The sequence below is a fragment of the Pseudomonas sp. LAIL14HWK12:I7 genome (genome assembly GCF_000483465.1).
In the GTDB taxonomy this organism is placed as follows: Bacteria; Pseudomonadota; Gammaproteobacteria; order Pseudomonadales; family Pseudomonadaceae; genus Aquipseudomonas; species Aquipseudomonas kermanshahensis.
Genome location: NZ_AXYZ01000004.1, coordinates 190,191 through 213,242 on the forward strand (window position 1 = coordinate 190,191; position 23,052 = coordinate 213,242).

A 23,052-nucleotide genomic window follows, 5' to 3' on the forward strand; every position below is an offset into this window, starting at 1 on the left:
TCATGGGTGCTATCCCTCTCGAGCATGGTCTGGCGGTCGCCGGCATCCTGTTCTGCTTAGGTCTGGTTGGCCTGATGGTCCGCCGCAACATCCTCTTCGTGCTCATGAGCCTGGAAGTCATGATGAACGCCTCTGCCCTGGCGTTCATCGTCGCCGGTGCCCGTTGGGTCCAACCCGACGGCCAGGTGATGTTCATTCTGGTGATCAGCCTGGCAGCCGCCGAGGCCAGTATTGGCCTGGCTATCCTGCTGCAGCTGTATCGCCGCTTCCACACTCTCGACATCGATGCTGCCAGTGAGATGCGCGGATGAACCTTATCTTCCTGACTTTCGTCTTCCCCCTGATCGGCTTCTTGCTGCTGTCGTTCTCGCGCGGGCGGTTCTCGGAGAACCTGTCCGCCCTGATCGGCGTCGGCTCGGTGGGCCTCTCGGCCGCGACAGCCGCCTACGTGATCTGGCAGTTCAACGTCGCCCCGCCTGAAGGCGGGGCGTACAGCCAGCTGCTGTGGCAGTGGATGTCGGTGGACGGCTTTGCGCCGAATTTCACCCTGTACGTGGACGGCCTGTCGGTCACCATGCTCGGCGTGGTCACCGGCGTAGGCTTCCTGATCCACCTGTTCGCGTCCTGGTACATGCGTGGCGAAGCCGGTTACTCGCGCTTCTTCTCGTACACCAACCTGTTCATCGCCAGCATGCTGTTCCTGGTGCTGGGCGATAACCTGCTGTTCATCTACTTCGGCTGGGAAGGCGTGGGCCTGTGCTCGTACCTGTTGATCGGTTTCTACTACAGCAACCGCAACAACGGTAACGCAGCACTCAAGGCCTTCATCGTCACCCGTATCGGCGACGTGTTCATGGCCATCGGCCTGTTCATCCTGTTCGCCCAGCTGGGTACCCTGAACGTGCAGGAACTGCTGGTGTTGGCACCGCAGAAGTTCCAGGCGGGTGACACCTGGATGGTCCTGGCTACCCTGATGCTGCTGGGTGGCGCGGTCGGTAAATCGGCCCAGCTGCCGCTGCAGACCTGGCTGGCCGACGCGATGGCGGGCCCGACCCCGGTTTCGGCACTGATCCACGCCGCAACCATGGTGACCGCGGGCGTATACCTGATCGCCCGTACCAACGGCCTGTTCCTGCTGGCGCCGGACGTCCTGCACCTGGTCGGCGTAGTCGGCGGTGTGACCCTGGTACTGGCCGGCTTCGCCGCGCTGGTTCAGACCGACATCAAGCGTATCCTCGCCTACTCGACCATGAGCCAGATCGGCTACATGTTCCTGGCCCTGGGCGTTGGCGCCTGGGACGCGGCGATCTTCCACCTGATGACCCACGCCTTCTTCAAGGCCCTGCTGTTCCTTGCCTCTGGTGCGGTAATCGTTGCCTGCCACCACGAGCAGAACATCTTCAAGATGGGCGGCCTGTGGAAGAAACTGCCGCTGGCCTACGCCAGCTTCGTGGTCGGTGGTGCTGCCTTGGCTGCCCTGCCAATCGTCACCGTGGGCTTCTATTCCAAGGACGAGATCCTCTGGGAAGCCTTCGCCAGCGGCAACACCGGTTTGCTGTACGCCGGCCTGGTCGGTGCGTTCATGACCTCGCTGTACACCTTCCGCCTGATCTTCATCGCCTTCCACGGCGAAGCCAAGACCGAAGCCCACGCGGGCCACGGCATCAGCCACTGGTTGCCGCTGGGCGTGCTGATCGTGCTGTCGACCTTCGTCGGCGCCTGGATCACCCCGCCACTGGCCGGTGTACTGCCTGAAAGCGCCGGCCATGCCGGTGGCGACGCCAAGCACTCGCTGGAGATCGCCTCGGGTGCCATCGCCATCGCCGGTATCCTGCTGTCGGCCCTGCTGTTCCTGGGCAAGCGTCGTTTCGTCAGCGCCGTCGCCAACAGCAGCATCGGCCGCGTCCTGTCGGCCTGGTGGTTCGCTGCCTGGGGCTTCGACTGGATCTACGACAAGCTCTTCGTCAAACCTTACCTGCTGATCAGCCACATCCTGCGCAAGGACCCGGTTGACCGCAGCATTGGCCTGATCCCTCGGATGGCCCGTGGCGGCCACGTCGCCATGAGCAAGACCGAGACCGGCCAGCTGCGTTGGTACACCGCCTCGATCGCCGTCGGCGCCGTGCTGGTACTCGGCGCTGTGGTAGTGGCCGCGGTATGACTATGAATCTTGCGACTTTGCCAAAGGAAACCAACCCGTCATGATTTTGCCTTGGCTGATCCTGATCCCCTTCATCGGCGGCCTCCTGTGCTGGCTGGGTGAGCGCTTCGGCGCCACCCTGCCGCGCTGGATAGCGCTGCTGACCATGTCCCTGCTGCTCGGCATCGGCCTGTACCTGTGGGGTACCGGCGACTACACCCTGGCCCCTGCTCCGGGCGCCGAACCTGCCTGGGCACTCGAATACAAAGTCGAGTGGATCAAGCGCTTCGGCATCAGCATCCACCTGGCCCTCGACGGCCTGTCGCTGCTGATGATCCTGCTGACCGGCCTGCTCGGTGTGCTGTCGGTACTGTGCTCCTGGAAAGAGATCCAGCGCCACGTCGGCTTCTTCCACCTCAACCTGATGTGGATTCTGGGCGGCGTGGTCGGTGTGTTCCTGGCCCTGGACCTGTTCCTGTTCTTCTTCTTCTGGGAAATGATGCTGGTGCCGATGTATTTCCTCATCGCGCTCTGGGGTCACAGCTCTGCAGACGGCAAGAAGACCCGGATCTACGCAGCAACCAAGTTCTTCATCTTCACCCAGGCCAGCGGCCTGATCATGTTGGTGGCGATCCTTGGCCTGGTGCTGGTCAACTACAACACCACCGGCGTACTCACCTTCAACTACAGCGACCTGCTCAAGGCCGAATTGCCGGCCGGTGTCGAGTACGTGCTGATGCTGGGCTTCTTCATCGCCTTCGCGGTCAAGCTGCCGGTGGTGCCGTTCCACTCCTGGCTGCCTGATGCGCACGCCCAGGCACCGACTGCAGGCTCCGTGGACCTGGCGGGTATCTTGCTGAAGACGGCGGCCTACGGCCTGCTGCGCTTCGCCCTGCCGCTGTTCCCGAACGCCTCGGCCGAGTTTGCACCGATCGCCATGACCCTGGGCCTGATCGGTATCTTCTACGGTGCCTTCCTGGCCTTCGCGCAAACCGACATCAAGCGCCTGATCGCCTTCTCCAGCGTTTCGCACATGGGCTTCGTGCTGATCGGTATCTACTCCGGCAGCCAGCAAGCCCTGCAAGGCGCGGTGATCCAGATGCTGGCCCACGGCCTGTCGGCTGCTGCGCTGTTCATCCTGTCCGGCCAGCTGTACGAGCGCCTGCATACCCGTGACATGCGTCAAATGGGTGGCCTGTGGCACCGCATCGCCTACCTGCCTGCGATCAGCCTGTTCTTCGCCGCCGCATCGCTGGGCCTGCCAGGCACCGGCAACTTCGTCGGCGAGTTCCTGATCCTGATCGGCAGCTTCGCCAGCGTGCCGTGGATCACCGTGATCGCCACCACCGGCCTGGTCTTCGGCTCGGTCTACTCGCTGATCATGATCCACCGCGCCTACTTCGGCCCAAGCAAAAGCGACACCGTGCTGGCCGGCATGGACGGCCGCGAGCTGATCATGGTGCTGGGCCTGGCAGTGCTGCTGATCGTGCTTGGTGTGTACCCGCAGCCGTTCCTCGACACTTCTGCCGCCACCATGAGCGGTGTGCAGCAGTGGCTTGGTTCCGCTTTCACTCAACTCGCTTCGGCCCGGTAAGAGCGCTATGGAATTCACCACTCAACACTTCATCGCATTGGCGCCGATGCTGATCACCACCGTCACCACGGTGGTGGTGATGCTGGCGATCGCCTGGAAGCGCAACCACTCGCAGACCTTCCTGCTGTCCACCGTGGGCCTGAACCTGGCCTTGCTGTCGATCTTGCCAGCACTGAAGGTCGCGCCCCTGGCGGTCACTTCGCTGATCACCATCGACAAGTTCGCCTGCTTGTACATGGCGATCATCCTGGTGGCCACGCTGGCCTGTGTCACGCTGGCCCACGCTTACCTGGGCGAAGGCGCCAAAGGCTTCCCGGGCAACCGTGAAGAACTCTACCTGCTGCTGCTGATGTCGGCACTGGGTGGCCTGGTGCTGGTCAGTGCCAACCACCTGGCCGGCCTGTTCATCGGCCTGGAGCTGCTATCGGTGCCGGTCTATGGCCTGGTGGCGTATGCCTTCTTCAACAAGCGTTCGCTGGAAGCCGGCATCAAGTACATGGTGCTGTCGGCTGCAGGTTCTGCCTTCCTGCTGTTCGGCATGGCACTGCTGTACGCTGATGCCGGTAGCCTGAGCTTCGACCAGATCGGTAAAGCCCTGGCAGCCACCAACATGCCAAGCCTGGTCGCACAACTGGGCCTGGGCATGATGCTGGTCGGCCTGGCCTTCAAGCTGTCGCTGGTGCCGTTCCACCTGTGGACCCCGGACGTGTACGAAGGTGCTCCGGCGCCGGTCGCTGCGTTCCTGGCCACCGCCAGCAAGGTTGCGGTATTCGCCGTGGTCGTGCGCCTGTTCATGCTCTCCCCTGCTGCCAGTAGCGGCGTGCTGAGCACCGTTCTGGCGGTGATCGCGGTGGCTTCGATCCTGGTCGGTAACCTGTTGGCACTGACCCAGAGCAACCTCAAGCGTCTGCTGGGTTACTCGTCGATCGCCCACTTCGGTTACCTGGTCATCGCCCTGGTCGCCAGCAAGGGCCTGGCCCTGGAAGCCATGGGCGTGTACCTGGTCACCTACGTGATCACCAGCCTGGGTGCCTTCGGCGTCATCACGTTGATGTCCTCGCCTTACGGCGGCCGTGATGCGGACGCCCTGTACGAGTACCGTGGCCTGTTCTGGCGCCGTCCGTACCTGACTGCCGTGCTGACCGTGATGATGCTGTCGCTGGCCGGCATCCCGCTGACTGCAGGCTTCATCGGCAAGTTCTACATCATCGCCACCGGCGTCGAGTCGCACCTGTGGTGGCTGGTCGGCGCCTTGGTGATCGGTAGCGCCATCGGCGTTTACTACTACCTGCGCGTCATGGTCACCCTGTACCTGGTCGAGCCAAACCTGCGTCGTCACGATGCCCCGCTGAAGTGGGAACAGCGCACCGGCGGCGTCATGCTGCTGGCCATCGCTATCCTGGCCTTCGTGCTCGGTGTCTACCCGCAACCGCTGCTGGAAATGGTTCAGCAGGCCGGCCTGCAACTGATCGGCTGATCAGCCCTGCAATACAAAACACCCCGCTCATGCGGGGTGTTTTTTTTTTCTGCGCCAATGGGCTACCTACTCGACCGCTTCAGGCAATGCGGCCCTGCGCAGGTCGCCATTGGCCGATGGCAAGTGGACTTCAGGGTTGGGCATCCCGCTGGGAGAAAGTTCATGGGTCATTTCAAACTCGGCTCGCACTGACCAGCCACAGGCCTCGGTGGTGCATTGCAGGTAGGCGACCCGAAGAAATATATGGCGCCCCTCACTGGTACGTATGCGCATACGGCTGTTGCAATGCGGGCAGACCAGCTTATACGTACTCACGGTAGGCACCTGCTGGCATTACACACGCTGTTGATCTGTGAGAATGATCGTTTAGTTTTGTCAGTATTTACTGCATAAGTGACTGTATTCTTCGGCTTGATGCTTCTCATTGCAGAAATGCTCCTTAAAAACGCAGGGCTGTATTCATAGCGATTAGTTTAAGCCCATGGAATATCATTAAACCAGACATGGATATTTGTTATGAGTACTAACTTGCTCTCGCCTGTACTTACGCGCCTGAAGCTTTTGATGGGGTGCGAGACCGATGCTGAGCTATCGAGAGCGCTGGCCATCAGCCCACAGACGTTGAGCAGCTGGAAGGTACGCGACAGCATTCCATACTCAATATGCATAGCAATCGCCAGGCAGCATGCGTGCTCCCTCGACTGGCTGCTGCTGGGTGAACCCGTACAACATCGCAACGCTGACAAGGATGACTGGGAGCGGGACATGCTCGAGCGGCTACGCACGCTTTCTGCAGACGACCGCCAGGCGGTGCTGCTGCTCATCCAGGACAAACAACGTATCCAACAACTGGAACAGCAACTGAGCGCGCTTGCCAAACACCTGCCTGACACCATCAGCCGTTAACCTCTGCGTCGCCAACGCTGGATGATTTCCTTCGGGTCCAGCGCATCCAGCGAAACCATGACCTTTAGGCTAATCGGGATTACCACCACTGCTGCCACGAAGGCAGCCATGCCACGGGTAAGCATGGGTGCCAGGGACGTCACCAAGGGCTCGAACAGGTGGCCCACACCTACGGTCACGAACACCAGCAGCCCTTTCTTGCAGATCGTCAGGCGCGTGGATGTATTGGTGATCAAGCGGTCTCGGGCCGCGCTGACCAACAGGGCCCCCAGCAACGCGCTGAACAGGACCGTGCCATCCATGCCCACGAGCTCCAGAGCAGCCACGAACAGGCCCTCGAACACTGTGCATTCACGCATAAGCACCTCCCCTGCGCGACGCCTTCCGCTGGGGAACTGCGCGCAGATCTCGCAGGATCGAGGCCTCTACAAAGCGCGTGTAACAAACCAGCAGTGCCCGCCCATGATCGTGCCCGGACACATCCTCCAGACGCTTATAGCCCCGCTCACGCAGTGCCGCGCGCCAACGTGCGAACTCTCGCGCTGCATCGATAGCGGCGCATTGTGCTGCAACCTCGAAATGCGCCTGGCTGGTATCGGGCCGAAGCTGCAAGCGCTCACGCAATGCCGCCAGCTCCAGGCGCGGCCAGAACGGGTCATGGCAGTCCGGGAACCGGGGCCCTACGGCAGCAGGTTCAAGATGAGTTGCTGTACGCTGATTCATGTTCATCCCCCCTCACTGCTCGGCCAGCATGCCGTAGCGAATCGCCCTGATGACGGCCGCCACACGTGTAGGCACATCGAACTTGCGCAAGATATTGGCAACGTGAAAGTTCACCGTTGACTCCTTGCACTCCAGTATCTGGCCAATTTCCCACGAGCTCTTGCCGTAGGCACACCACAGCAATACCTGCCGCTCACGCGGCGTCAGGTGGATGGGTGAATCCGAGAGGGATTCGGGCGAGTGTCGTGCGTTGTCATTCATCGTTGAACTCCACGAGTGTTTGAGAGAGGCATCACTGCCGATCTGCAAACACCTTACGAAGCCCCCCGCACCCTCTCCAGCCAAGCAACTTGTAAAGAACTTGCCTACAAAACCGTCTGACGAAGGTTGCGCAAGATTTACTGCAGTTCTTCGTGCTCCAAGCGCCGTTTCGCTCGTCTCAACGCCGTTGTCCATTCGCCTTTCGCCTGGAGTCGTACAATGCGTTCCGTTTTACCCCTCTCGTCTTGCCTTGGCCTGCTGGCTGCCATCACCGCCACGCCACCGGCCCTGGCCGCACAATCGGTCGAGTTGGGCCAGGTGCTGATCACCGACGAGGAGCAAAGCGAACTGACGGCCGCCAGCGAGCGTTTGCGCGAAATCCCAGGCGCCAGCAACCTGGTGGACATGCAGCGTGTGGGGCAAGGCCGGGTCGCCAGTAACCAGGATGTACTCGCCTACCAGCCTGGCGTGTTCGCCCAGTCGGCGGGCAATGACGGTATCAAGCTGTCGATCCGTGGGTCGGGCATCAACCGGGCACCTGGGGCGCACGGTTCCGGTGTCTACACGATGTTCGACGGTTTGCCGCTCACCGGCCCAGGCGGTACCCCATACGAGCTGTTCGAACCGCTGTGGCTGAGCCGTGCCGAGGTTTTGCGCGGGGCCAATGGCTTCGATCAAGGCGCCCTGGCCCTGGGGGGCGCCATCAACTACGTCACCCATACCGGCTACGATGCCGCGCCCTTGCAGGTGCGATACGAGATCGGCAGCCGCGGCTACCAGCATCGGCACATCAGCTCTGGGCAGGTGCTGGGCAACCTCGATTACTACGTGGCGCTGACCGACTCGGAATACGACGGCTATCAGGCGCACAGCAGTGGCAGTGCCAAAGGTATTGCCGCGAACGTCGGCTACCGTTTCAACCCGAACCTGGAAACGCGTTTCTACCTGCGTTACCGGGAAACCGAGAACGACCTGGCCGGGCGCCTGACCAAAGACCAGATCAAGCATGACCCGCGTGCCGCCAACGCGGCGTACCTTGCGCGCGACGACAGCCGCCCGCAACCGGGCAGCACCTGGGTGGCCAACAAGACCACCTTCTACCTCGAGGACGATGCCCGGGTGGAAGCCGGGCTGGTCTATCACGACTTCCCCATGGACCTGCGCGAAGGCCCGATGCGCCTGAAGGTCGCTTACACCGATGTCAGCGGCACCCTGAACTACTTCCGCCGCGACACCCTGCTGGGTCGCGAGAGCAAAACCACCCTAGGCTGGCGAACCACCAAACACCTGCCCAACAGTGGTGCTTCGCAATTTGCCCGCACCAGCGGCGATAACTTCGGCGCACGCAGCCGCGACTTCAGCTACCAGGGCTCGGACACCGTGTTACATGCAGGCAACGATCTGGAGCTGATCCCGGACCTGTGGCTGACCACCGGCCTGGCGATGATCTATACCCGCCGCGAAAGCGACGTCAGCTACCCGCTCACGGGTGGCAAGGTCAGCCAGCATGACTGGGACTACGCGCCGCGCCTGGGCCTGCGCTACGACATCAGCCCGCAACTGCAGGTTTACGGCAACCTGAGCCGCTCGGTCGAGCCGCCACACCCCTGGTCGCTGATCTGGAGCTCACCGGTAGCGACGCAGCCGATCGACCTGCAAAATCAGACAGCCACCACGCTGGAGCTCGGCGCGCGCGGCGACTCGGCGTTGGGGCGTTGGGACCTGGCCTGGTATTACTCGCAAGTGCGCCACGAACTGTTGGCCGTGGAAATCGTGCCAGGCCTGCCGGCCAAAGAGTTCAATGCCAGCGCCACCGTGCACCAGGGTGTCGAGGCAGGCCTGGACACTACGCTGTGGGAGCAAGCAGGCACAGGCAAGTTGAGCCTGCGCCAGGCCTACACCTTCAGTGACTTCCACTACCGTGACGACGAGCAGTTCGGTGACAACCGCCTGCCGGGCATCCCGATGCACTACTACCAGGGTGAGCTGCGTTATGACTGGCCCAGCGGCTTCTATGCCGGGGTCAACACGCAGATGGCGTCGAAGGTGCAGGTGGATTATGCCAACAGCTATCACGCCGACGCCTATGCCTTGCTCGGCGCGCGCCTGGGCTGGGACTCACCGAAACAGGACTGGCAGACCTGGCTGGACCTGCGCAACCTGACCAACAAACGCTACGCCGCGACAGTAACGCCAGGCTACAACGACGCCGGGCAGGACACTGCCCGCTCGACGCCGGGTGAAGGGTTTGGGGTTTATGCGGGGGTTTCATACAGCTTCCGATAAACGACGGGGCCGCCATGCGCCCCCGCACCTGAACAGGGCTTCAGACCGCCCTGTTCAACTTCACCCACGCCGCGAACTTGTCGACAAACCCCTGCAGAAACGGCCGCGTCTTATCGTTGAGTTTGCCGGATTCCTCGAACAGGTTCGCCGCGCCCCCTAGGTACGCCTCAGGCATCTGCATGCAAGGCATATCGAGAAACACCAGCGACTGGCGCACGGCATGGTTGGCACCAAAGCCGCCAATGGCCCCCGGCGACACACTCACCACTGCCGTCGGCTTGCCGCTCCAAGCGCTTTCGCCATAAGGCCGTGAGCCAACATCGATTGCGTTCTTCAGGCAACCCGGCACCGAACGGTTGTACTCCGGCGTGACGAACAGCACTGCGTCACTGCGGCTAATCTCGTCACGAAAGCGCTTCCAGGACGCTGGCGCGGTGGCCTCGACGTCTTCGTTATACAGGGGCAGATCGCCAATCTCGACAATCTTCAAGGCAAGGCTGGACGGCGCCAGCTCTGAAAGTGCGCGGGCTACCTTGCGGTTGTAGGAATCCTTGCGCAAGCTGCCGACGACGACCGCTACCGAATACACCTGGCTCATGGCGATTTCCAACCTTTGCTGGCTAAGAGGACGTTGTAGTTATAGATGACCGTTTCTCGGCGCTTTGGTTTTTTTTCCACCCGGCGAAAACTTCCGGGTATCTTGTACGGTCTATGTTTCCAGACATTTCTTACGTAATTCAGAGGTTTTCACCCAAATGGCAGCAGTAATGGTCGGCCAATTCCACGCCCGTGACGCCGAAGGCCGCATCTACCCCGTCCACGAGTTCCAAGAGTCGACCCTCCAAGTCGACGGCAGCACATTGGGCGCGCCAATCACCACCTATCGCCTGGCCATCGGCGATCGGGTCAACCACCTGGGCGAAAACCGTTTCGAGCTGGCACAGACCGGCGTCGAGATCATTCGTATTCCTTGATGCAATCCACGGTGTAGCGACCGTTTTCGTTCTGCAGGCCATGCACGTCGGCGACGAAACCGGGGAAGCCATCGTTGAACGCCCGGGCAAATGCCAGGTAGTCGAGTATCGAGCGGGTCGCTTCGGTGAACCGCTCTCCCGGCATGATCAACGGAATGCCAGGCGGATACGGCACCAGCATCACCGCCGCTACCCGTCCCAGCAGGGCCTCGATCGGGACGGCCTCCACTTCGCCGCGCACCATCTGGTCATACGCCCGGGCCGGGCTGACAGCCACCTCCGGCAAACGCGTGAACAGCCGCTTGAGCTGCTTGGCCGTGGCATTGGCGCGGTAGCATTCGTGCAACTGGTCACACAGGTCGCGCAGCCCTATCCCCTGATAACGTGAGGCATCGGCTGCCACCACACTGGGCAGGCAGGCGCTCAACCGCGTGTTGCCATCGTAGTGGCGCTTGAACTCCAGCAACTCGGTCAGCAAGGTGCTCCATTTGCCCTTGGTGATGCCCATGGAGAACAGCACCAGGAAGCTGTACAGGCCGGTCTTTTCTACCACCAGCCCACGCTCCCAGAGAAACTTGCTGACCACCGCTGCCGGAATACCCTGTTCGCCCAGCACACCGCCTGCGCTCAAACCGGGCATGACCAAGGTCACCTTCAGCGGGTCGAGCAGCACGTAGTTGCCCGCCACCTCCCCAAAACCATGCCACTCTGCCCCTGGCTGCAGCAGCCAGTCCTGCGCGGCCAGGTGCTGGATGCCTTCTGCCGTCGGCGGCTGCCAGATGCTGAACCACCAGTCGGCGGCAGCGATGTGCGTACGCAGATTGGCCAGCGCGCGGCGAAAGCTCAGCGCCTCGTCGAACATTTCTTGCAACAGCGAACGCCCGGCCGGCCCTTCCATCATGGTCGAGGCCACGTCCAGCGACGCCAGAATGCTGTACTGCGGCGAGGTCGAGATGTGCATCATGAACGCTTCATTGAAGCGGTCCCGGTCCAGCTGGCGCCTGGCGCCGTCCTGCACATGAATCATCGACGCCTGGCTGAACGCCGCCAGCAACTTGTGCGTGGAATGGGTGCTGAACACCAACGGGCTGTCTGCCGCGCAGGCGGTGCCCATGGCGTAGCGCCCCTCGAAGAATTCATGAAACGCCGCATAAGCGAACCAGGCCTCGTCAAAGTGCAGCACCTCGACGCTGGCACCGAGCGTCTGCTTGATCAGCCCGGCGTGATAGCACAGGCCGTCGTAGGTGGAATTGGTCACCACCGCCAGCTTGATGCGCTGCCCGCGGTCACGGGCCAGGGGGTTGGCCTGGATCTTTGCCTGGATCGAAGCTGGGCTGAATTCACTGAGCGGGATCGGGCCGATGATGCCCAACTCATTGCGTTCCGGACAAAGATAGATCGGGATGGCCCCGGTCATGATGATCGCGTGGACCACCGACTTGTGGCAGTTGCGGTCCACCAGCACCAGGTCATCACGGCCGACCATGGCGTGCCAGACGATCTTGTTGGCGGTGGAGGTGCCGTTGATCACGAAGAAGGTGTGGTCGGCACCAAAATTACGCGCGGCCCTGGCCTCTGCCTGGGCCAGCGGGCCGGTGTGATCCAGCAACGAACCCAGCTCCGGCACCGAAACTGACAAGTCCGAGCGCAGGGTGTTTTCCCCAAAAAACTGGTGGAAGGCCTGGCCTACTGGGCTCTTGTGATAGGCCACGCCGCCGCCGTGGCCCGGTGTATGCCAGGAGTAATTGGATTGCGCGGTGTGCTGCACCAGGGCTTTGAAAAAGGGCGGCAGCAGGCCGTCGAGGTAGCTGTGGGCAGCGCGGGCCACCTGGCGTGCGAGAAACGGCACGGTGTCTTCGAACAGATACAGAATGCCGCGCAGCTGGTTCAGCTCGCTCATGACCTCGGCGGGGGCGTTTTCCAGGGTGACCTGTTCGCCCAAGGCGAAAATCGGCAGGTCTGGCGCACGTAAGCGGGCCAGGCGAATCAGCTCGGCCATGTTCTGCAGCAGGTGGGTGTTTTCGCCCACGCCTTCGGCTGCGATCAGCATGCAGGCAAGGCCGTGGTGGGTGGCGGCGACCAGTCGCGCTTCGGCGTGGTCCGCTGCGGCCAAAATGGCAAAGCCATCCTGGCTCAACTCTTCGGCAATCCCCCGTATGCGGTCACCGGCGACGCTGTCGGCCTTGATCGCACGGTGGACGATGAGGATGGGGAACTTGAGGTCCTTGTACATCAGGCAACTACCTCTGAAGGACGGGGTGTCCTTTTCAGGGTAGTTGCAGGTGCGACCTTGTGTGGTGGGGTTTAGCCCGCAGAGGCCTCGGTCAACGCCTGCCACATCGAAGGCGCCCCGGCCGACTTGGCGATTGCCGCCAGCCGCTCGGCATGCGCCTCGAGCTCTTCGGCACTGGCCATGATCACCCGCCCCGGCGCACGGCCGGCAATGCGGCGAATCTCGCTACCGCCACTGCCCTGCCCTTCGTTATCACCTTCAGCGCCATTGCCAGCCAGCGACAGGCTGGTCTGGCCACCGGTCATCGCCAGGTAGACGTCGGCCAGCAGTTCCGAGTCGAGCAAAGCGCCGTGCAGCTCACGGCCCGAGTTGTCGATGTCGTAGCGTTTGCATAGGGCGTCGAGGCTGTTGCGCTGCCCCGGGTGCCGGGAACGCGCCAGCAGCAGGGTATCGAGAATGGTGCAATGCTGCGAAAGGTCGGCGCGGTCGTGCTGGCCCAGCAGGGCGAACTCGTTGTTGATGAAGCCAACGTCGAACGCCGCGTTGTGGATGACCAGCGTGGCGCCCTGGATGAAGTCGAAGAACTCCTCGGCGACCTCGGCGAACCGTGGCTTGCCGATCAGGAAGGTGTCGGTGATGCCGTGAACACCAATGGCGCCTTCGTCACTCTCGCGATCGGGTTGCAGGTAGACGTGGAAATGCCGCCCGGTCAGGCGACGGCCAATGACCTCGACACAACCGATCTCGATGATGCGATGGCCTTCACTGACCGGCATACCGGTGGTTTCGGTATCGAGAATGACCAGGCGTTTATCTTGCTGCTGCTCCACGCGGGGGCTCCCACTTGCTTCAGTGACAAAAGTGACAAAGCCGGGGATTGTACCCCAGCTCAGCGCGCGGCGCGCACCTCATCCACCCCACGGTTGGCCAGCTGGTCGGCGCGTTCGTTGCCCGGGTGGCCGATGTGGCCGCGCACCCACTTCCAGCTCACCTTGTGCCGGTTGACCTGTTCGTCGAGCAGTTGCCAAAGGTCGGCGTTTTTCACCGGCTCCTTGGCGGCGGTCTTCCAGCCGCGCTTCTTCCAGTTGACCATCCATTCGTTGATGCCCTTCATCACGTACTGCGAGTCGGTGGTCAGCACCACCTCGCATTCACGCTTGAGCGACATCAGGCCCTGGATCGCGGCCATCAGCTCCATGCGGTTGTTGGTGGTCTCGCGTTCGCCGCCCCACAGTTCCTTCTCGACGCCCTTGTAGATCATCAGCACGCCCCAGCCGCCAGGGCCCGGGTTGCCCTTGCAGGCGCCATCGGTAAACATTTCGACGCTATCGCTCATGTACCACTCTTGTTCAGTGCTTTTCAGAATCAGGATTGGCCGCCGTACGGTTGACCTTGGCCAGCGGCAGCGGCAGCAGTTTGCCCATGGGTTCGCGGCGCTCCAGGCGCAACGGCCGCAGGCCGACCACCATCTTGCGCGCCACCAGCAGGTAGACGCCGCCGCCCGAGGTTTGCCAGTTGCCTGCCGCGCGTTCCCAGCCCGCCAGGCGTTGCTGCCAGGCCGGCGAGGCAAGCGGCGGACGATAGCACCCGAAGCGGCGTTTCTCCAGCGCGAAGCCCAGCAGGTTGAGCCAGTCGCCCACTCGGGAAGCCGAGATACAGCGCGCCTTGCGCAGGGCGCCATGGCTGAACAGGTGGCGCATGCCCCAACCGCTCCAGGGGTTGATACCGACGATCAGCAGATGCCCACCCGGGCGAACGGCGCTGGCGGCCTCGCGCAACAGGCCATGGGGTGACAGGCTGAAGTCCAGGCCATGCTGCAGCACCACCACGTCGGCGGCGTGCTCGCTCAACGGCCAGGCTTGCTCCTCACAGACGATCTCCACCCCCGGCAGCGGTGCCCCAAGGCGCACGTTGCGTTGTACCTGAGGGGCGCTGGGCGGTGCTTCGGCGCAGGGCCCATAGTGCACAAGGTAACCGCCGAAGAAGCGCCCGAGCTCTTCTTCCAGCAGTTTTTCTTCTTCCTTGAGCATCAGTTGCCCGAGCGGGCCGTTGAACCACTCACGGGCCAGGCTGATCAGCTCGACCCAGTCGGGGTCGGCCTGGGCAAAGGCTTGGTCGGTCATTGCGTTCTCCCTCGAAGGTTCTCGCGCCACGCCATCGCGGCTAAGATGCCCTCATGTCCCACGCTTGGCGATACGGATCCGCACCATGATACAGATCGATGCTCTCCCCGCTTTCTCCGACAACTACATCTGGTTGTTACAGGATACTGCCAAACGCCGCTGTGCGGTGGTCGACCCTGGCGATGCCGGCCCAGTGGAAGGATGGCTGGCGGCCCACCCCGACTGGGTGTTGACCGATATTCTGGTCACCCACCACCACAACGACCATGTCGGCGGTGTCGAACGGCTCAAGCAACTGACCGATGCCAAGGTCTACGGCCCGGCCAACGAGCGCATCCCCGCCCGCGATGTAGCGCTGACGGACGGCGATGCAATCACGGTACTGGGCCTGCCCTTCCAGGTCATCGGCGTGCCCGGGCACACCCTTGGCCATATCGCCTTCTATTCGGCGCAACCGGCAACGCCCCTGCTGTTCAGTGGCGATACCCTGTTCGCGGCCGGCTGTGGGCGCATGTTCGAGGGCACCGCCGAACAGATGCACCCGTCGCTGCAGCGCCTGGCCGCCCTGCCCGAGCACACCGAGGTGTATTGCGCCCACGAATACACGCTGAGCAACCTGCGTTTTGCCAAAGCCGTCGAACCGCAGAACCTGCACGTTCTGCAACGCTTCGACGAGGTTACCCAGTTGCGCGCCGAAAATCGCATCACATTGCCATCAACCATCGGTTTGGAACGGCTGACTAACCCCTTTATTCGCACGACTGAAACATCCGTTAAACAAAAAGCAGACGAATGGAAGGGACATTCAAACACCACGCATGTCGCTGTTTTTGCTGCCTTGAGGTCTTGGAAGGACACCTTCTGATAACCTCAAGATATATCGCATGTGCGGCACAACGGTTGACCCGGCGGGTAGCGGTTTCTAGAATCGCCGAAATTTTTCGCCCGGAAACCTGTCCCAGCCGATGCCTTCCCGTAGCCGCAGAACCTCTCATTCCGTCGCCCTGACGCGCCTGGCCCAGATCAGTGCGCTGGCCCTGGCCGCCACCTTGGTGGGCTGCCAGAGCACCCGTCAGCTCGACGAATCCGATAGCGTTCGCGCGCACAACTACCAGGCGCGGATCAAGCACAAACCGGCACCGCTGCTGGTCAAACCGGCCGAGCAGGCGCCGCAGGACGTGTGGGAACGCATGCGCCAAGGCTTCGCCCTGCAGGACAGCATCGACGTCAACCCGCGCATCGAACAGCAGCGCCTGTGGTTTGCCAGCAACCCACGCTTCATCGAAAGCGCGGGCGAGCGTGGCAGCCTCTACCTGCACTACATCGTCGAACGCCTCGAAGAGCGCGACATGCCGCTGGAACTGGCCCTGCTGCCAGCCATCGAAAGCGCCTACAACCCGATGGCCTACTCGCGTGCCCATGCAGCGGGCATGTGGCAGTTCATCCCGTCCACCGGGCGCCACTTCAACCTGCGCCAGACCAATTTCTACGACGGCCGCCGCGACGTGACCGCGTCGACCAACGCCGCACTGGACTACCTGAGCCGCCTGCACGACATGTTCAACGGTGACTGGCTGCTGGCCCTGGCGGCCTACAATGCCGGTGAAGGTACCGTCAGCCGTGCGATCGAACGCAACGAACGGCTCGGCCTGCCGACCGACTACTGGAACCTGCCACTGCCGCAGGAAACCCGCGACTACGTGCCCAAGCTTTTGGCCCTGTCGCAGGTGGTGTCCACGCCTGACGCCTATGGCGTCAACCTGAACCCGATCGCCAACGAACCCTACTTCGAGGCGGTGGCCATCAATGATCGCCTCGACCTGTCGCGCGTTGCCGCCTTTGCCGACATCGACGAAGACGAACTGATCCAGCTCAACCCGGCCTTCAAGAAGCGCATGACCGTGGACGGCCCCCAGCAGCTGCTGGTACCGACTGCCAAGGCGCAATTGCTGTCCGCCAGCCTGTCCAACCTCAAGCCTGAGCAATTGGTCAGCCTGCAACCGAACAAGGCCGTGTTCGCCCGCGCCGTGGCCGAAGCCAAGGCACCCGCGACGGCCGCGCGCAGCTACCGGGTAAAACGGGGCGACAACCTGGGCAGCATCGCCAAGGCCAACCGCGTGTCGGTCCGGGACATCAAGCGCTGGAACCGCATGTCGGGCAACAGCCTGAAGGCAGGCCAGGTATTGGCACTGCGCGGTGGTAATGCGCCGAGCGCCGCGGGCAACCGGGTAGCGGCGTCTTCGCAGCGTTCAACCCAATACAAGGTGCGCAAGGGCGACTCGCTGTACCTCGTGGCCAAGCGCTTCAATGTCGAGATGAAGCACCTCAAGCGCTGGAACCCGCGCAGCGGGCATGCGCTCAAACCCGGTCAGACGCTGACTGTTTACCTGTCGCATTGATGTAACGCCAGGGGCCGCGCTGCGGCCCTTATGCGACGCACGGCCGCTTCTACAGGTACAGCGTTACCTGCACTGGGCTTTCCCGCCAATACCGCCTTCAAAACCTCTCTTTTTCCAACCCCACCAAGCTGTTACTGTACTCGATCAAAGCCCAACGCCTCTGGATCGGATGCCGACTTGATACGTCCCCTCCTGCTGTCAATCAGCCTGGCCTTGAGCTTTCCCGCCGTCGCGATGGTGAGCGAAAGCCACGGATACGCGCAGTTCGGCACGCTCAAGTACCCAGCTACATTCACCCACTTCGACTGGGTCAACCCGCAAGCGCCTAAAGGCGGCACCTTGCGGGCTATGGCATTCGGTACCTTCGACACGCTCAACCCTTACACCTTCAAGGGATCGAGCCCGATTACCACGCCAAACTTCCAGCAATATGGCATCAGCGAGCTGAACGAGCCGTTGATGATCGGCACCGGGCAGTACGACCCGTCGGGCGACGAACCGACCTCAAGCTACGGCCTGATCGCACGCTCGGTGGAGTACAGCGAGGACCGCAGCTGGGTCGTGTTCAACCTGCGCCCGCAGGCACGCTTCCATGACGGCCACCCGATCACCTCGGCGGACGTCGCGTTCTCCTATCGCACGCTGCTCAAGGATGGCCACCCCCTCTACCGCACCAACCTGCAGGAAGTGCAACGGGTAGACATACTTGGCCCCTTGCGTATCCGCTTCGTCTTCAAGCGCGCCGGCAACCCGCTGCTGATCCTGCGCCTGGGCGAAATGCCGGTGCTGCCCAAGCATTACTGGCAGGGCCGCGACTTCAAGGCGACCACCTTCGAGCCGCCGCTGGGCAGCGGCCCCTACCGCATTACCCAGGTTGAGCCTGGCCGGCGGCTGGTGTTCGAACGGGTGAAGAACTACTGGGGCAAGGACCTCGCCGTCAACCGTGGCAAGTACAACTTCAAGCGGGTCGAATACGAGTTCTACCGTGACGCCACCGTGGCGTTCGAAGCGTTCAAGGCCGGCGAGTTCGATATCTATATCGAACACCAGGCCAAGAACTGGGCCAATGGCTACAACTTCCCGGCGGTGCGCCGCGGCGATGTGATCAAGGCACAGATCCCGCACCGTATTCCGACCCAGACCCAAGGCCTGTTCATGAACAGCCGCAGGGCCACGTTCAGCGACCCGCGCGTGCGCCAGGCACTGGGCCTGATGCTCGACTTCGAGTGGACCAACCGCGCCCTGTTCAGCAGCGCCTACCGCCGTTCGACCAGCTACTACCCCAACAGCGAATTCGCCGCCAGCGGCCTGCCCACCGGCAAGGAATGGCTGCTGCTGGCACCGTTCCGCGACCAACTGCCCGAAAAGCTCTTCAGCGAGCCCTACAAGGTCAGCCAGACCGATGGCCGCGGCATCAACCGCCAAACCCTGCGCCAAGCCCTGGCCCTGCTCGGCGAAGCGGGCTGGAAGCTCAGCGGCCAGCGCCTGGTGGACAGCAAAGGCCAGCAGTTGCGCCTGGAGCTGCTGCTGGTAAACCCGAACCTCGAACGTATCCTGCAACCTTATGTCGAAAATCTGTCCAGCATCGGTATCGACGCACGCTTGCGCACCGTGGACCGCGCCCAGTACAAACAACGCCTGGACCAGTTCGATTTCGACATGATTCTGATGACCCTGAACCAGACCTTGAGCCCAGGCCTAGAACAGTGGCTGTACTTTCACTCAAGCCAAGCCGCGACCAAGGGCAGCAAGAACTATGCTGGGGTCAAGGACCCGGTGGTCGACCACCTGCTCGACACCTTGCTCGCCGCGCGCACCCGCGACGACCAGGTCGCCGCCGCCCGCGCCTTGGACCGCGTGCTTTCATGGCAGTACTACATGATCCCCAACTGGTATCTCGACAATCACCGCCTGGCCTACCGCAACCGGTTCGCCTTTGTCACCACGCCGCCCTACACCCTCGGGCTGAACAGCTGGTGGATCAAGCCTTCGGAGAAAGCCAAATGATGCCAACGCACCGCCTGCGCCAGCTGGCCGGCAGCCTGCTGCTCGCGTGCCTGAGCCTGCCCACGCTGGCCGCCCCCCAACACGCACTGACGCTCTACGACGAGGCGCCGAAATACCCCGCCGACTTCAAGCATTTCGACTATGTGAACCCCGATGCGCCCAAGGGCGGCACGTTCCGCCAGTCCAGCTTCGGTGGCTTCGACAGCCTTAACCCCTTCATCAACAAGGGTGTGGCCGCCGAAAACATCAGCGTCATCTACGACACCCTGATGCGCCAGAGCCAGGACGAGCCGTTCACCGAATACGGCCTGGTTGCCGGCAAGATCGAAAAAGCCCCGGACAACAGCTGGGTACGCTTCTACCTGCGCCCCGAAGCCCGCTTCCATGACGGCCACCCGATGCGTGCCGACGATGTGGTCTTCACCTTCAATGCCCTGATCAAGGACGGCGCGCCGCTGTACCGCCAGTACTACGCCGACGTTGCCGAAGTGGTCGCCGAAGACCCGCTGCGGGTGCTGTTCAAGTTCAAGCACCAGAACAACCGCGAACTGCCGCTGATTCTCGGCCAGCTGCCTGTGCTACCCAAACACTGGTACGAAAACCGCGACTTCAACCGCGGCAACCTGGAAATACCGCTGGGCAGCGGCCCGTACAAAGTCGCCGAGGTCAAGGCCGGGCGTACCATCCGCTACGAGCGGGTCAAGGACTACTGGGCCAAGGACCTGCCGATCAACCGTGGTCAGTTCAACTTCGATGCCATGACCTTCGACGCTTACCGCGACACGGCCGTAGCGCTGGAGGCATTGAAGGCTGGGGCGTTCGACTACGCGCTCGAGGTAAGCGCAAAAAACTGGGCCACCGCCTACAACGTCCCGGCGGTCCGCGATGGCCGCTTGATCAAGGAAGAGCTGCCCAACGGCAACCCCACCGGCATGCAGGGTTTCATCTTCAACCTGCGCAAACCGGTCTTCCAGGACATCCGCGTGCGCCAGGCGCTGAGCCTGCTGCTGGACTTCGAGTGGACCAACAAGCAGCTGTTCAACGGTGCCTACACCCGCACCGGCAGCTACTTCGAAAACTCCGACATGGCCGCCAGGGGCGTGCCCTCCCCTGACGAGCTGAAAATACTCGAACCGCTGCGCGGCAAGGTGCCCGAGCAGGTCTATAGCGAGGCGTTCCACAACCCGGTCACCGACGCCAGCGGCATGATCCGTGAACAGCAGCGCCAGGCCTACAAGCTTCTGCAGGAGGCCGGCTGGAAAATCGTCGACGACAAGATGGTAGACAAGGACGGCAAGCCGGTGTCCATCGAGTTTCTGCTGGCCCAGACCGAATTCGAGCGCATTCTGCTGCCGTTCAAACGCAACCTTGCCGACTTGGGCATTGACCTGAACATCCGCCGGGTCGACGTTTCGCAATACATCAACCGCCTGCGCTCACGCGACTACGACATGATCGTCGGCGGTTACCCGCAATCCAATTCGCCAGGCAACGAACAGCGCGAGTTCTGGTCCAGCGCCGCCGCCGACAACCCCGGCAGCCGCAACTTCATCGGCCTGCGTGACCCGGCCATCGACCAATTGGTGGAACAGTTGATCAACGCCGACTCACGCCAGAGCCTGATCAACCACGCACGAGCGCTCGACCGCGTACTGCTGTGGGGCTACTACGTGATCCCCAACTGGCACATCAAGACCTGGCGCGTGGCCTACTGGAACCACATCGGGCACCCGAGCGTGTCGCCCAAGTACGACATCGGCATCGACACCTGGTGGATCAAGCCTGGCGTGACCCCAGCCGTCACCGATGCCTCCGCGGGCGAGGCCAACTGAGATGCTGGCCTATATCCTGCGCCGCCTGCTGCTGATCATCCCGACTCTGTTCGGCATCCTGATCATCAACTTCATCATCGTCCAGGCCGCTCCCGGCGGCCCGGTCGAGCAAATGATCGCCAAGCTCGAAGGCTTCGAAGGCGCCACCAGCCGCATCGCCGGCGGCGGCGCCGAAGTCTCGGTGGCCGGCTCCAGCTACCGCGGCGCGCAAGGCCTGGACCCGGCGCTGATTGCCGAGATCGAGCGTATGTACGGCTTCGACAAGTCGCCGCCCGAACGCCTGTGGATCATGATCAAGAACTACGCCCAGCTGGATTTTGGCGACAGCTTCTTCCGCGATGCCAAGGTCATCGACCTGATCATCGAGAAGATGCCGGTGTCGATCTCGCTAGGGTTATGGAGCACCCTGATCATGTACCTGGTGTCCATCCCCCTGGGCATCGCCAAGGCCGTGCGCCACGGCAGCCACTTCGACGTCTGGACCAGTTCGGCGATCATCGTCGGCTACGCCATCCCGGCGTTCCTGTTCGCCATCCTGCTGATCGTATTGTTCGCCGGTGGCAGCTACTTCGACTGGTTCCCGCTGCGGGGGCTGACCTCGAACAACTTCGATGAACTGTCCACTACCGGCAAGGTGCTGGACTACTTCTGGCACCTGGTGCTGCCGATCACCGCACTGGTCATCGGCAACTTCGCCACCATGACCCTGCTGACCAAAAACAGCTTCCTCGACGAGATCAACAAGCAATACGTGGTCACCGCCAAGGCCAAGGGCCTGAGCCGTTCGCGGGTGCTGTACGGGCATGTGTTCCGTAACGCCATGCTGCTGGTGATTGCCGGTTTCCCTTCGGCCTTCATCGGCATCTTCTTTACAGGCTCGCTGCTGATCGAGGTGATTTTCTCGCTCGACGGCCTGGGCCTGATGAGCTTCGAGGCGGCCATCAACCGCGACTACCCGGTGGTCTTCGGCACCCTGTTCATCTTCACCCTGCTGGGGCTGGTGGTGAAACTGATCGGCGACCTGACCTACACCCTGGTCGATCCACGCATCGACTTCGCCAGCCGGGAGCACTGACATGGCACTGTCCCCTCTCAACCGCCGGCGCTTCGAGCGCTTCAAGGCCAACCGCCGCGGCTGGTGGTCGTTGTGGCTGTTCCTCATCCTGTTCGGCCTGAGCCTGGGCGCCGAGCTGATCGCCAACGACAAACCGATTGCCGTGCGTTACGACGGCGAGTGGTACTTCCCTGCGTTCAAGCGCTACCCGGAGACCACCTTTGGCGGCGAGTTCCCGCTGGAGGCCAACTACAAGAGCCCGTACATCCGCGAACTGCTGGCCAAGAAAGACAGCTTCGTGCTGTGGGCGCCAATCCCCTTCAGTTACCAAAGCATCAACTACGACCTCAAGGTCCCGGCCCCCGCCCCGCCTTCGGCGGACAACTGGCTGGGCACCGATGACCAGGGCCGTGATGTGATGGCGCGGGTGATCTACGGCTTCCGCGTGTCGGTGCTGTTCGCCCTGACCCTGACCATCCTCAGTTCCATCGTCGGCGTCATCGCCGGTGCCTTGCAGGGCTTTTATGGCGGCTGGGTCGACCTGGCCGGCCAGCGCTTTCTGGAGATCTGGTCGGGCTTGCCGGTGCTGTACCTGCTGATCATCCTCGCAAGCTTCGTGCAGCCCAACTTCTGGTGGCTGCTGGGGATCATGCTGCTGTTCTCGTGGATGAGCCTGGTGGACGTGGTGCGCGCCGAGTTCCTGCGTGGCCGCAACCTTGAATACGTGCGCGCCGCCCGCGCCCTGGGCATGCGCAATGGCGCGATCATGTACCGGCACATTCTGCCCAACGCGATGATCTCGACCATGACCTTCATGCCGTTCATCCTCACCGGCGCCATCGGCACGCTGACCGCCCTGGACTTCCTCGGCTTCGGCCTCCCGGCCGGCTCGCCGTCGCTAGGCGAGCTGGTCGCCCAAGGCAAATCCAACCTGCAGGCGCCATGGCTGGGCATCAGCGCATTCGCCGTGCTGGCGGTGATGCTGAGCTTGCTGGTGTTCATCGGCGAATCCGCCCGCGACGCCTTCGACCCAAGGAAATGAC

At 62.4% G+C, this 23,052-nt stretch carries 22 protein-coding genes; 13 read left to right on the forward strand and 9 right to left on the reverse strand.

What is annotated here, in order from left to right:
- Positions 1-2: 2 nt before the first annotated feature.
- Genes nuoK through nuoN form a run of 4 tightly spaced genes read left to right on the forward strand, consistent with a single transcriptional unit; the run spans position 3 to position 5,211 of the window.
- Positions 3-311, forward strand: coding sequence for an NADH-quinone oxidoreductase subunit NuoK (gene nuoK, locus D886_RS0104870; protein ID WP_008096201.1), 309 nt, complete (start codon positions 3-5; stop codon positions 309-311).
- Complete coding sequence (gene nuoL, locus D886_RS0104875) at positions 308-2,161, forward strand: NADH-quinone oxidoreductase subunit L (protein WP_027592816.1); 1,854 nt, start codon at positions 308-310, stop codon at positions 2,159-2,161. The genes nuoK and nuoL overlap by 4 nt, the downstream gene beginning before the upstream one ends.
- 40 nt (positions 2,162-2,201) lie before the next feature.
- On the forward strand, positions 2,202-3,734 hold the full coding sequence (nuoM, locus tag D886_RS0104880; RefSeq protein ID WP_027592817.1) for an NADH-quinone oxidoreductase subunit M: 1,533 nt from the start codon (positions 2,202-2,204) through the stop codon (positions 3,732-3,734).
- A gap of 7 nt (positions 3,735-3,741) precedes the next feature.
- A complete protein-coding gene (gene nuoN / locus D886_RS0104885; protein ID WP_027592818.1) occupies positions 3,742-5,211 on the forward strand; it encodes an NADH-quinone oxidoreductase subunit NuoN in 1,470 nt (489 codons plus the stop codon).
- A gap of 66 nt (positions 5,212-5,277) precedes the next feature.
- Here the strand turns inward: nuoN and D886_RS27640 are convergent, their stop codons facing one another.
- Complete coding sequence (locus D886_RS27640; RefSeq protein ID WP_081717454.1) at positions 5,278-5,526, reverse strand: ogr/Delta-like zinc finger family protein; 249 nt, start codon at positions 5,524-5,526, stop codon at positions 5,278-5,280.
- A 201-nt stretch (positions 5,527-5,727) separates the two neighbouring features.
- Here D886_RS27640 and D886_RS0104890 point away from each other — a divergent pair, with 201 nt between their 5' ends.
- Positions 5,728-6,117 (forward strand): helix-turn-helix domain-containing protein, encoded by a 390-nt coding sequence (locus D886_RS0104890; protein WP_027592819.1) that lies wholly within the window; start codon positions 5,728-5,730, stop codon positions 6,115-6,117.
- Here the strand turns inward: D886_RS0104890 and D886_RS0104895 are convergent.
- From D886_RS0104895 to D886_RS0104900, 3 genes are read right to left on the reverse strand one after another with little or no spacing between them, the layout of a single operon-like run.
- Positions 6,114-6,476 carry a hypothetical protein gene (locus D886_RS0104895; protein ID WP_027592820.1) on the reverse strand — a complete coding sequence of 121 codons (363 nt, stop codon included), beginning with the start codon at positions 6,474-6,476 and terminating at the stop codon, positions 6,114-6,116. The genes D886_RS0104890 and D886_RS0104895 overlap by 4 nt on opposite strands.
- Positions 6,469-6,840, reverse strand: a complete 372-nt coding sequence (locus D886_RS27645; RefSeq protein WP_081717462.1) for a head completion/stabilization protein — start codon at positions 6,838-6,840, stop codon at positions 6,469-6,471. Before D886_RS27645 ends, D886_RS0104895 begins: the two co-directional genes overlap by 8 nt.
- A gap of 12 nt (positions 6,841-6,852) precedes the next feature.
- Positions 6,853-7,101, reverse strand: a complete 249-nt coding sequence (locus tag D886_RS0104900; protein WP_027592821.1) for a helix-turn-helix domain-containing protein — start codon at positions 7,099-7,101, stop codon at positions 6,853-6,855.
- A 219-nt stretch (positions 7,102-7,320) separates the two neighbouring features.
- Between D886_RS0104900 and D886_RS0104905 the strand changes: the two genes are divergently transcribed.
- On the forward strand, positions 7,321-9,387 hold the full coding sequence (locus D886_RS0104905) for a TonB-dependent receptor domain-containing protein (protein WP_027592822.1): 2,067 nt from the start codon (positions 7,321-7,323) through the stop codon (positions 9,385-9,387).
- A gap of 40 nt (positions 9,388-9,427) precedes the next feature.
- On the opposite strand, the gene D886_RS0104910 is transcribed toward D886_RS0104905, so the two are convergent.
- Complete coding sequence (locus D886_RS0104910) at positions 9,428-9,985, reverse strand: NADPH-dependent FMN reductase (RefSeq protein WP_027592823.1); 558 nt, start codon at positions 9,983-9,985, stop codon at positions 9,428-9,430.
- A 157-nt stretch (positions 9,986-10,142) separates the two neighbouring features.
- Between D886_RS0104910 and D886_RS0104915 the strand changes: the two genes are divergently transcribed.
- Positions 10,143-10,361 (forward strand): hypothetical protein, encoded by a 219-nt coding sequence (locus tag D886_RS0104915; protein ID WP_027592824.1) that lies wholly within the window; start codon positions 10,143-10,145, stop codon positions 10,359-10,361.
- Here D886_RS0104915 and D886_RS0104920 read toward each other — a convergent pair.
- The 4 genes from D886_RS0104920 to D886_RS0104935 form a co-directional block, all read right to left on the reverse strand.
- Complete coding sequence (locus D886_RS0104920) at positions 10,345-12,594, reverse strand: Orn/Lys/Arg decarboxylase N-terminal domain-containing protein (RefSeq protein ID WP_027592825.1); 2,250 nt, start codon at positions 12,592-12,594, stop codon at positions 10,345-10,347. The two genes, D886_RS0104915 and D886_RS0104920, sit on opposite strands and share 17 nt — an antisense overlap.
- A gap of 71 nt (positions 12,595-12,665) precedes the next feature.
- The gene (dnaQ, locus tag D886_RS0104925) at positions 12,666-13,424 is read right to left on the reverse strand and encodes a DNA polymerase III subunit epsilon (protein ID WP_027592826.1); all 759 of its coding nucleotides are present in this window, start codon (positions 13,422-13,424) and stop codon (positions 12,666-12,668) included.
- A 59-nt stretch (positions 13,425-13,483) separates the two neighbouring features.
- The gene (gene rnhA, locus D886_RS0104930) at positions 13,484-13,930 is read right to left on the reverse strand and encodes a ribonuclease HI (RefSeq protein ID WP_027592827.1); all 447 of its coding nucleotides are present in this window, start codon (positions 13,928-13,930) and stop codon (positions 13,484-13,486) included.
- A gap of 13 nt (positions 13,931-13,943) precedes the next feature.
- Complete coding sequence (locus D886_RS0104935; protein WP_027592828.1) at positions 13,944-14,717, reverse strand: class I SAM-dependent methyltransferase; 774 nt, start codon at positions 14,715-14,717, stop codon at positions 13,944-13,946.
- Between the two features lie 85 nt (positions 14,718-14,802).
- Here D886_RS0104935 and gloB point away from each other — a divergent pair, with 85 nt between their 5' ends.
- From gloB to D886_RS0104965, 6 genes are all read left to right on the forward strand, one after another.
- Positions 14,803-15,582 carry a hydroxyacylglutathione hydrolase gene (gene gloB, locus D886_RS0104940; RefSeq protein ID WP_027592829.1) on the forward strand — a complete coding sequence of 260 codons (780 nt, stop codon included), beginning with the start codon at positions 14,803-14,805 and terminating at the stop codon, positions 15,580-15,582.
- Between the two features lie 100 nt (positions 15,583-15,682).
- Positions 15,683-17,116, forward strand: a complete 1,434-nt coding sequence (locus D886_RS0104945; RefSeq protein ID WP_027592830.1) for a lytic transglycosylase domain-containing protein — start codon at positions 15,683-15,685, stop codon at positions 17,114-17,116.
- Positions 17,117-17,293: 177 nt separating this feature from the next.
- Positions 17,294-19,123 (forward strand): extracellular solute-binding protein, encoded by a 1,830-nt coding sequence (locus D886_RS0104950; RefSeq protein ID WP_218186926.1) that lies wholly within the window; start codon positions 17,294-17,296, stop codon positions 19,121-19,123.
- Entirely contained in the window at positions 19,120-20,955 is a 1,836-nt protein-coding gene (locus tag D886_RS0104955; protein WP_027592832.1) for an extracellular solute-binding protein, read from the forward strand. Before D886_RS0104950 ends, D886_RS0104955 begins: the two co-directional genes overlap by 4 nt.
- A gap of 1 nt (position 20,956) precedes the next feature.
- The gene (locus tag D886_RS0104960) at positions 20,957-22,030 is read left to right on the forward strand and encodes a microcin C ABC transporter permease YejB (RefSeq protein WP_027592833.1); all 1,074 of its coding nucleotides are present in this window, start codon (positions 20,957-20,959) and stop codon (positions 22,028-22,030) included.
- A 1-nt stretch (position 22,031) separates the two neighbouring features.
- Entirely contained in the window at positions 22,032-23,051 is a 1,020-nt protein-coding gene (locus tag D886_RS0104965; RefSeq protein ID WP_027592834.1) for an ABC transporter permease, read from the forward strand.
- Position 23,052 lies beyond the last annotated feature (1 nt).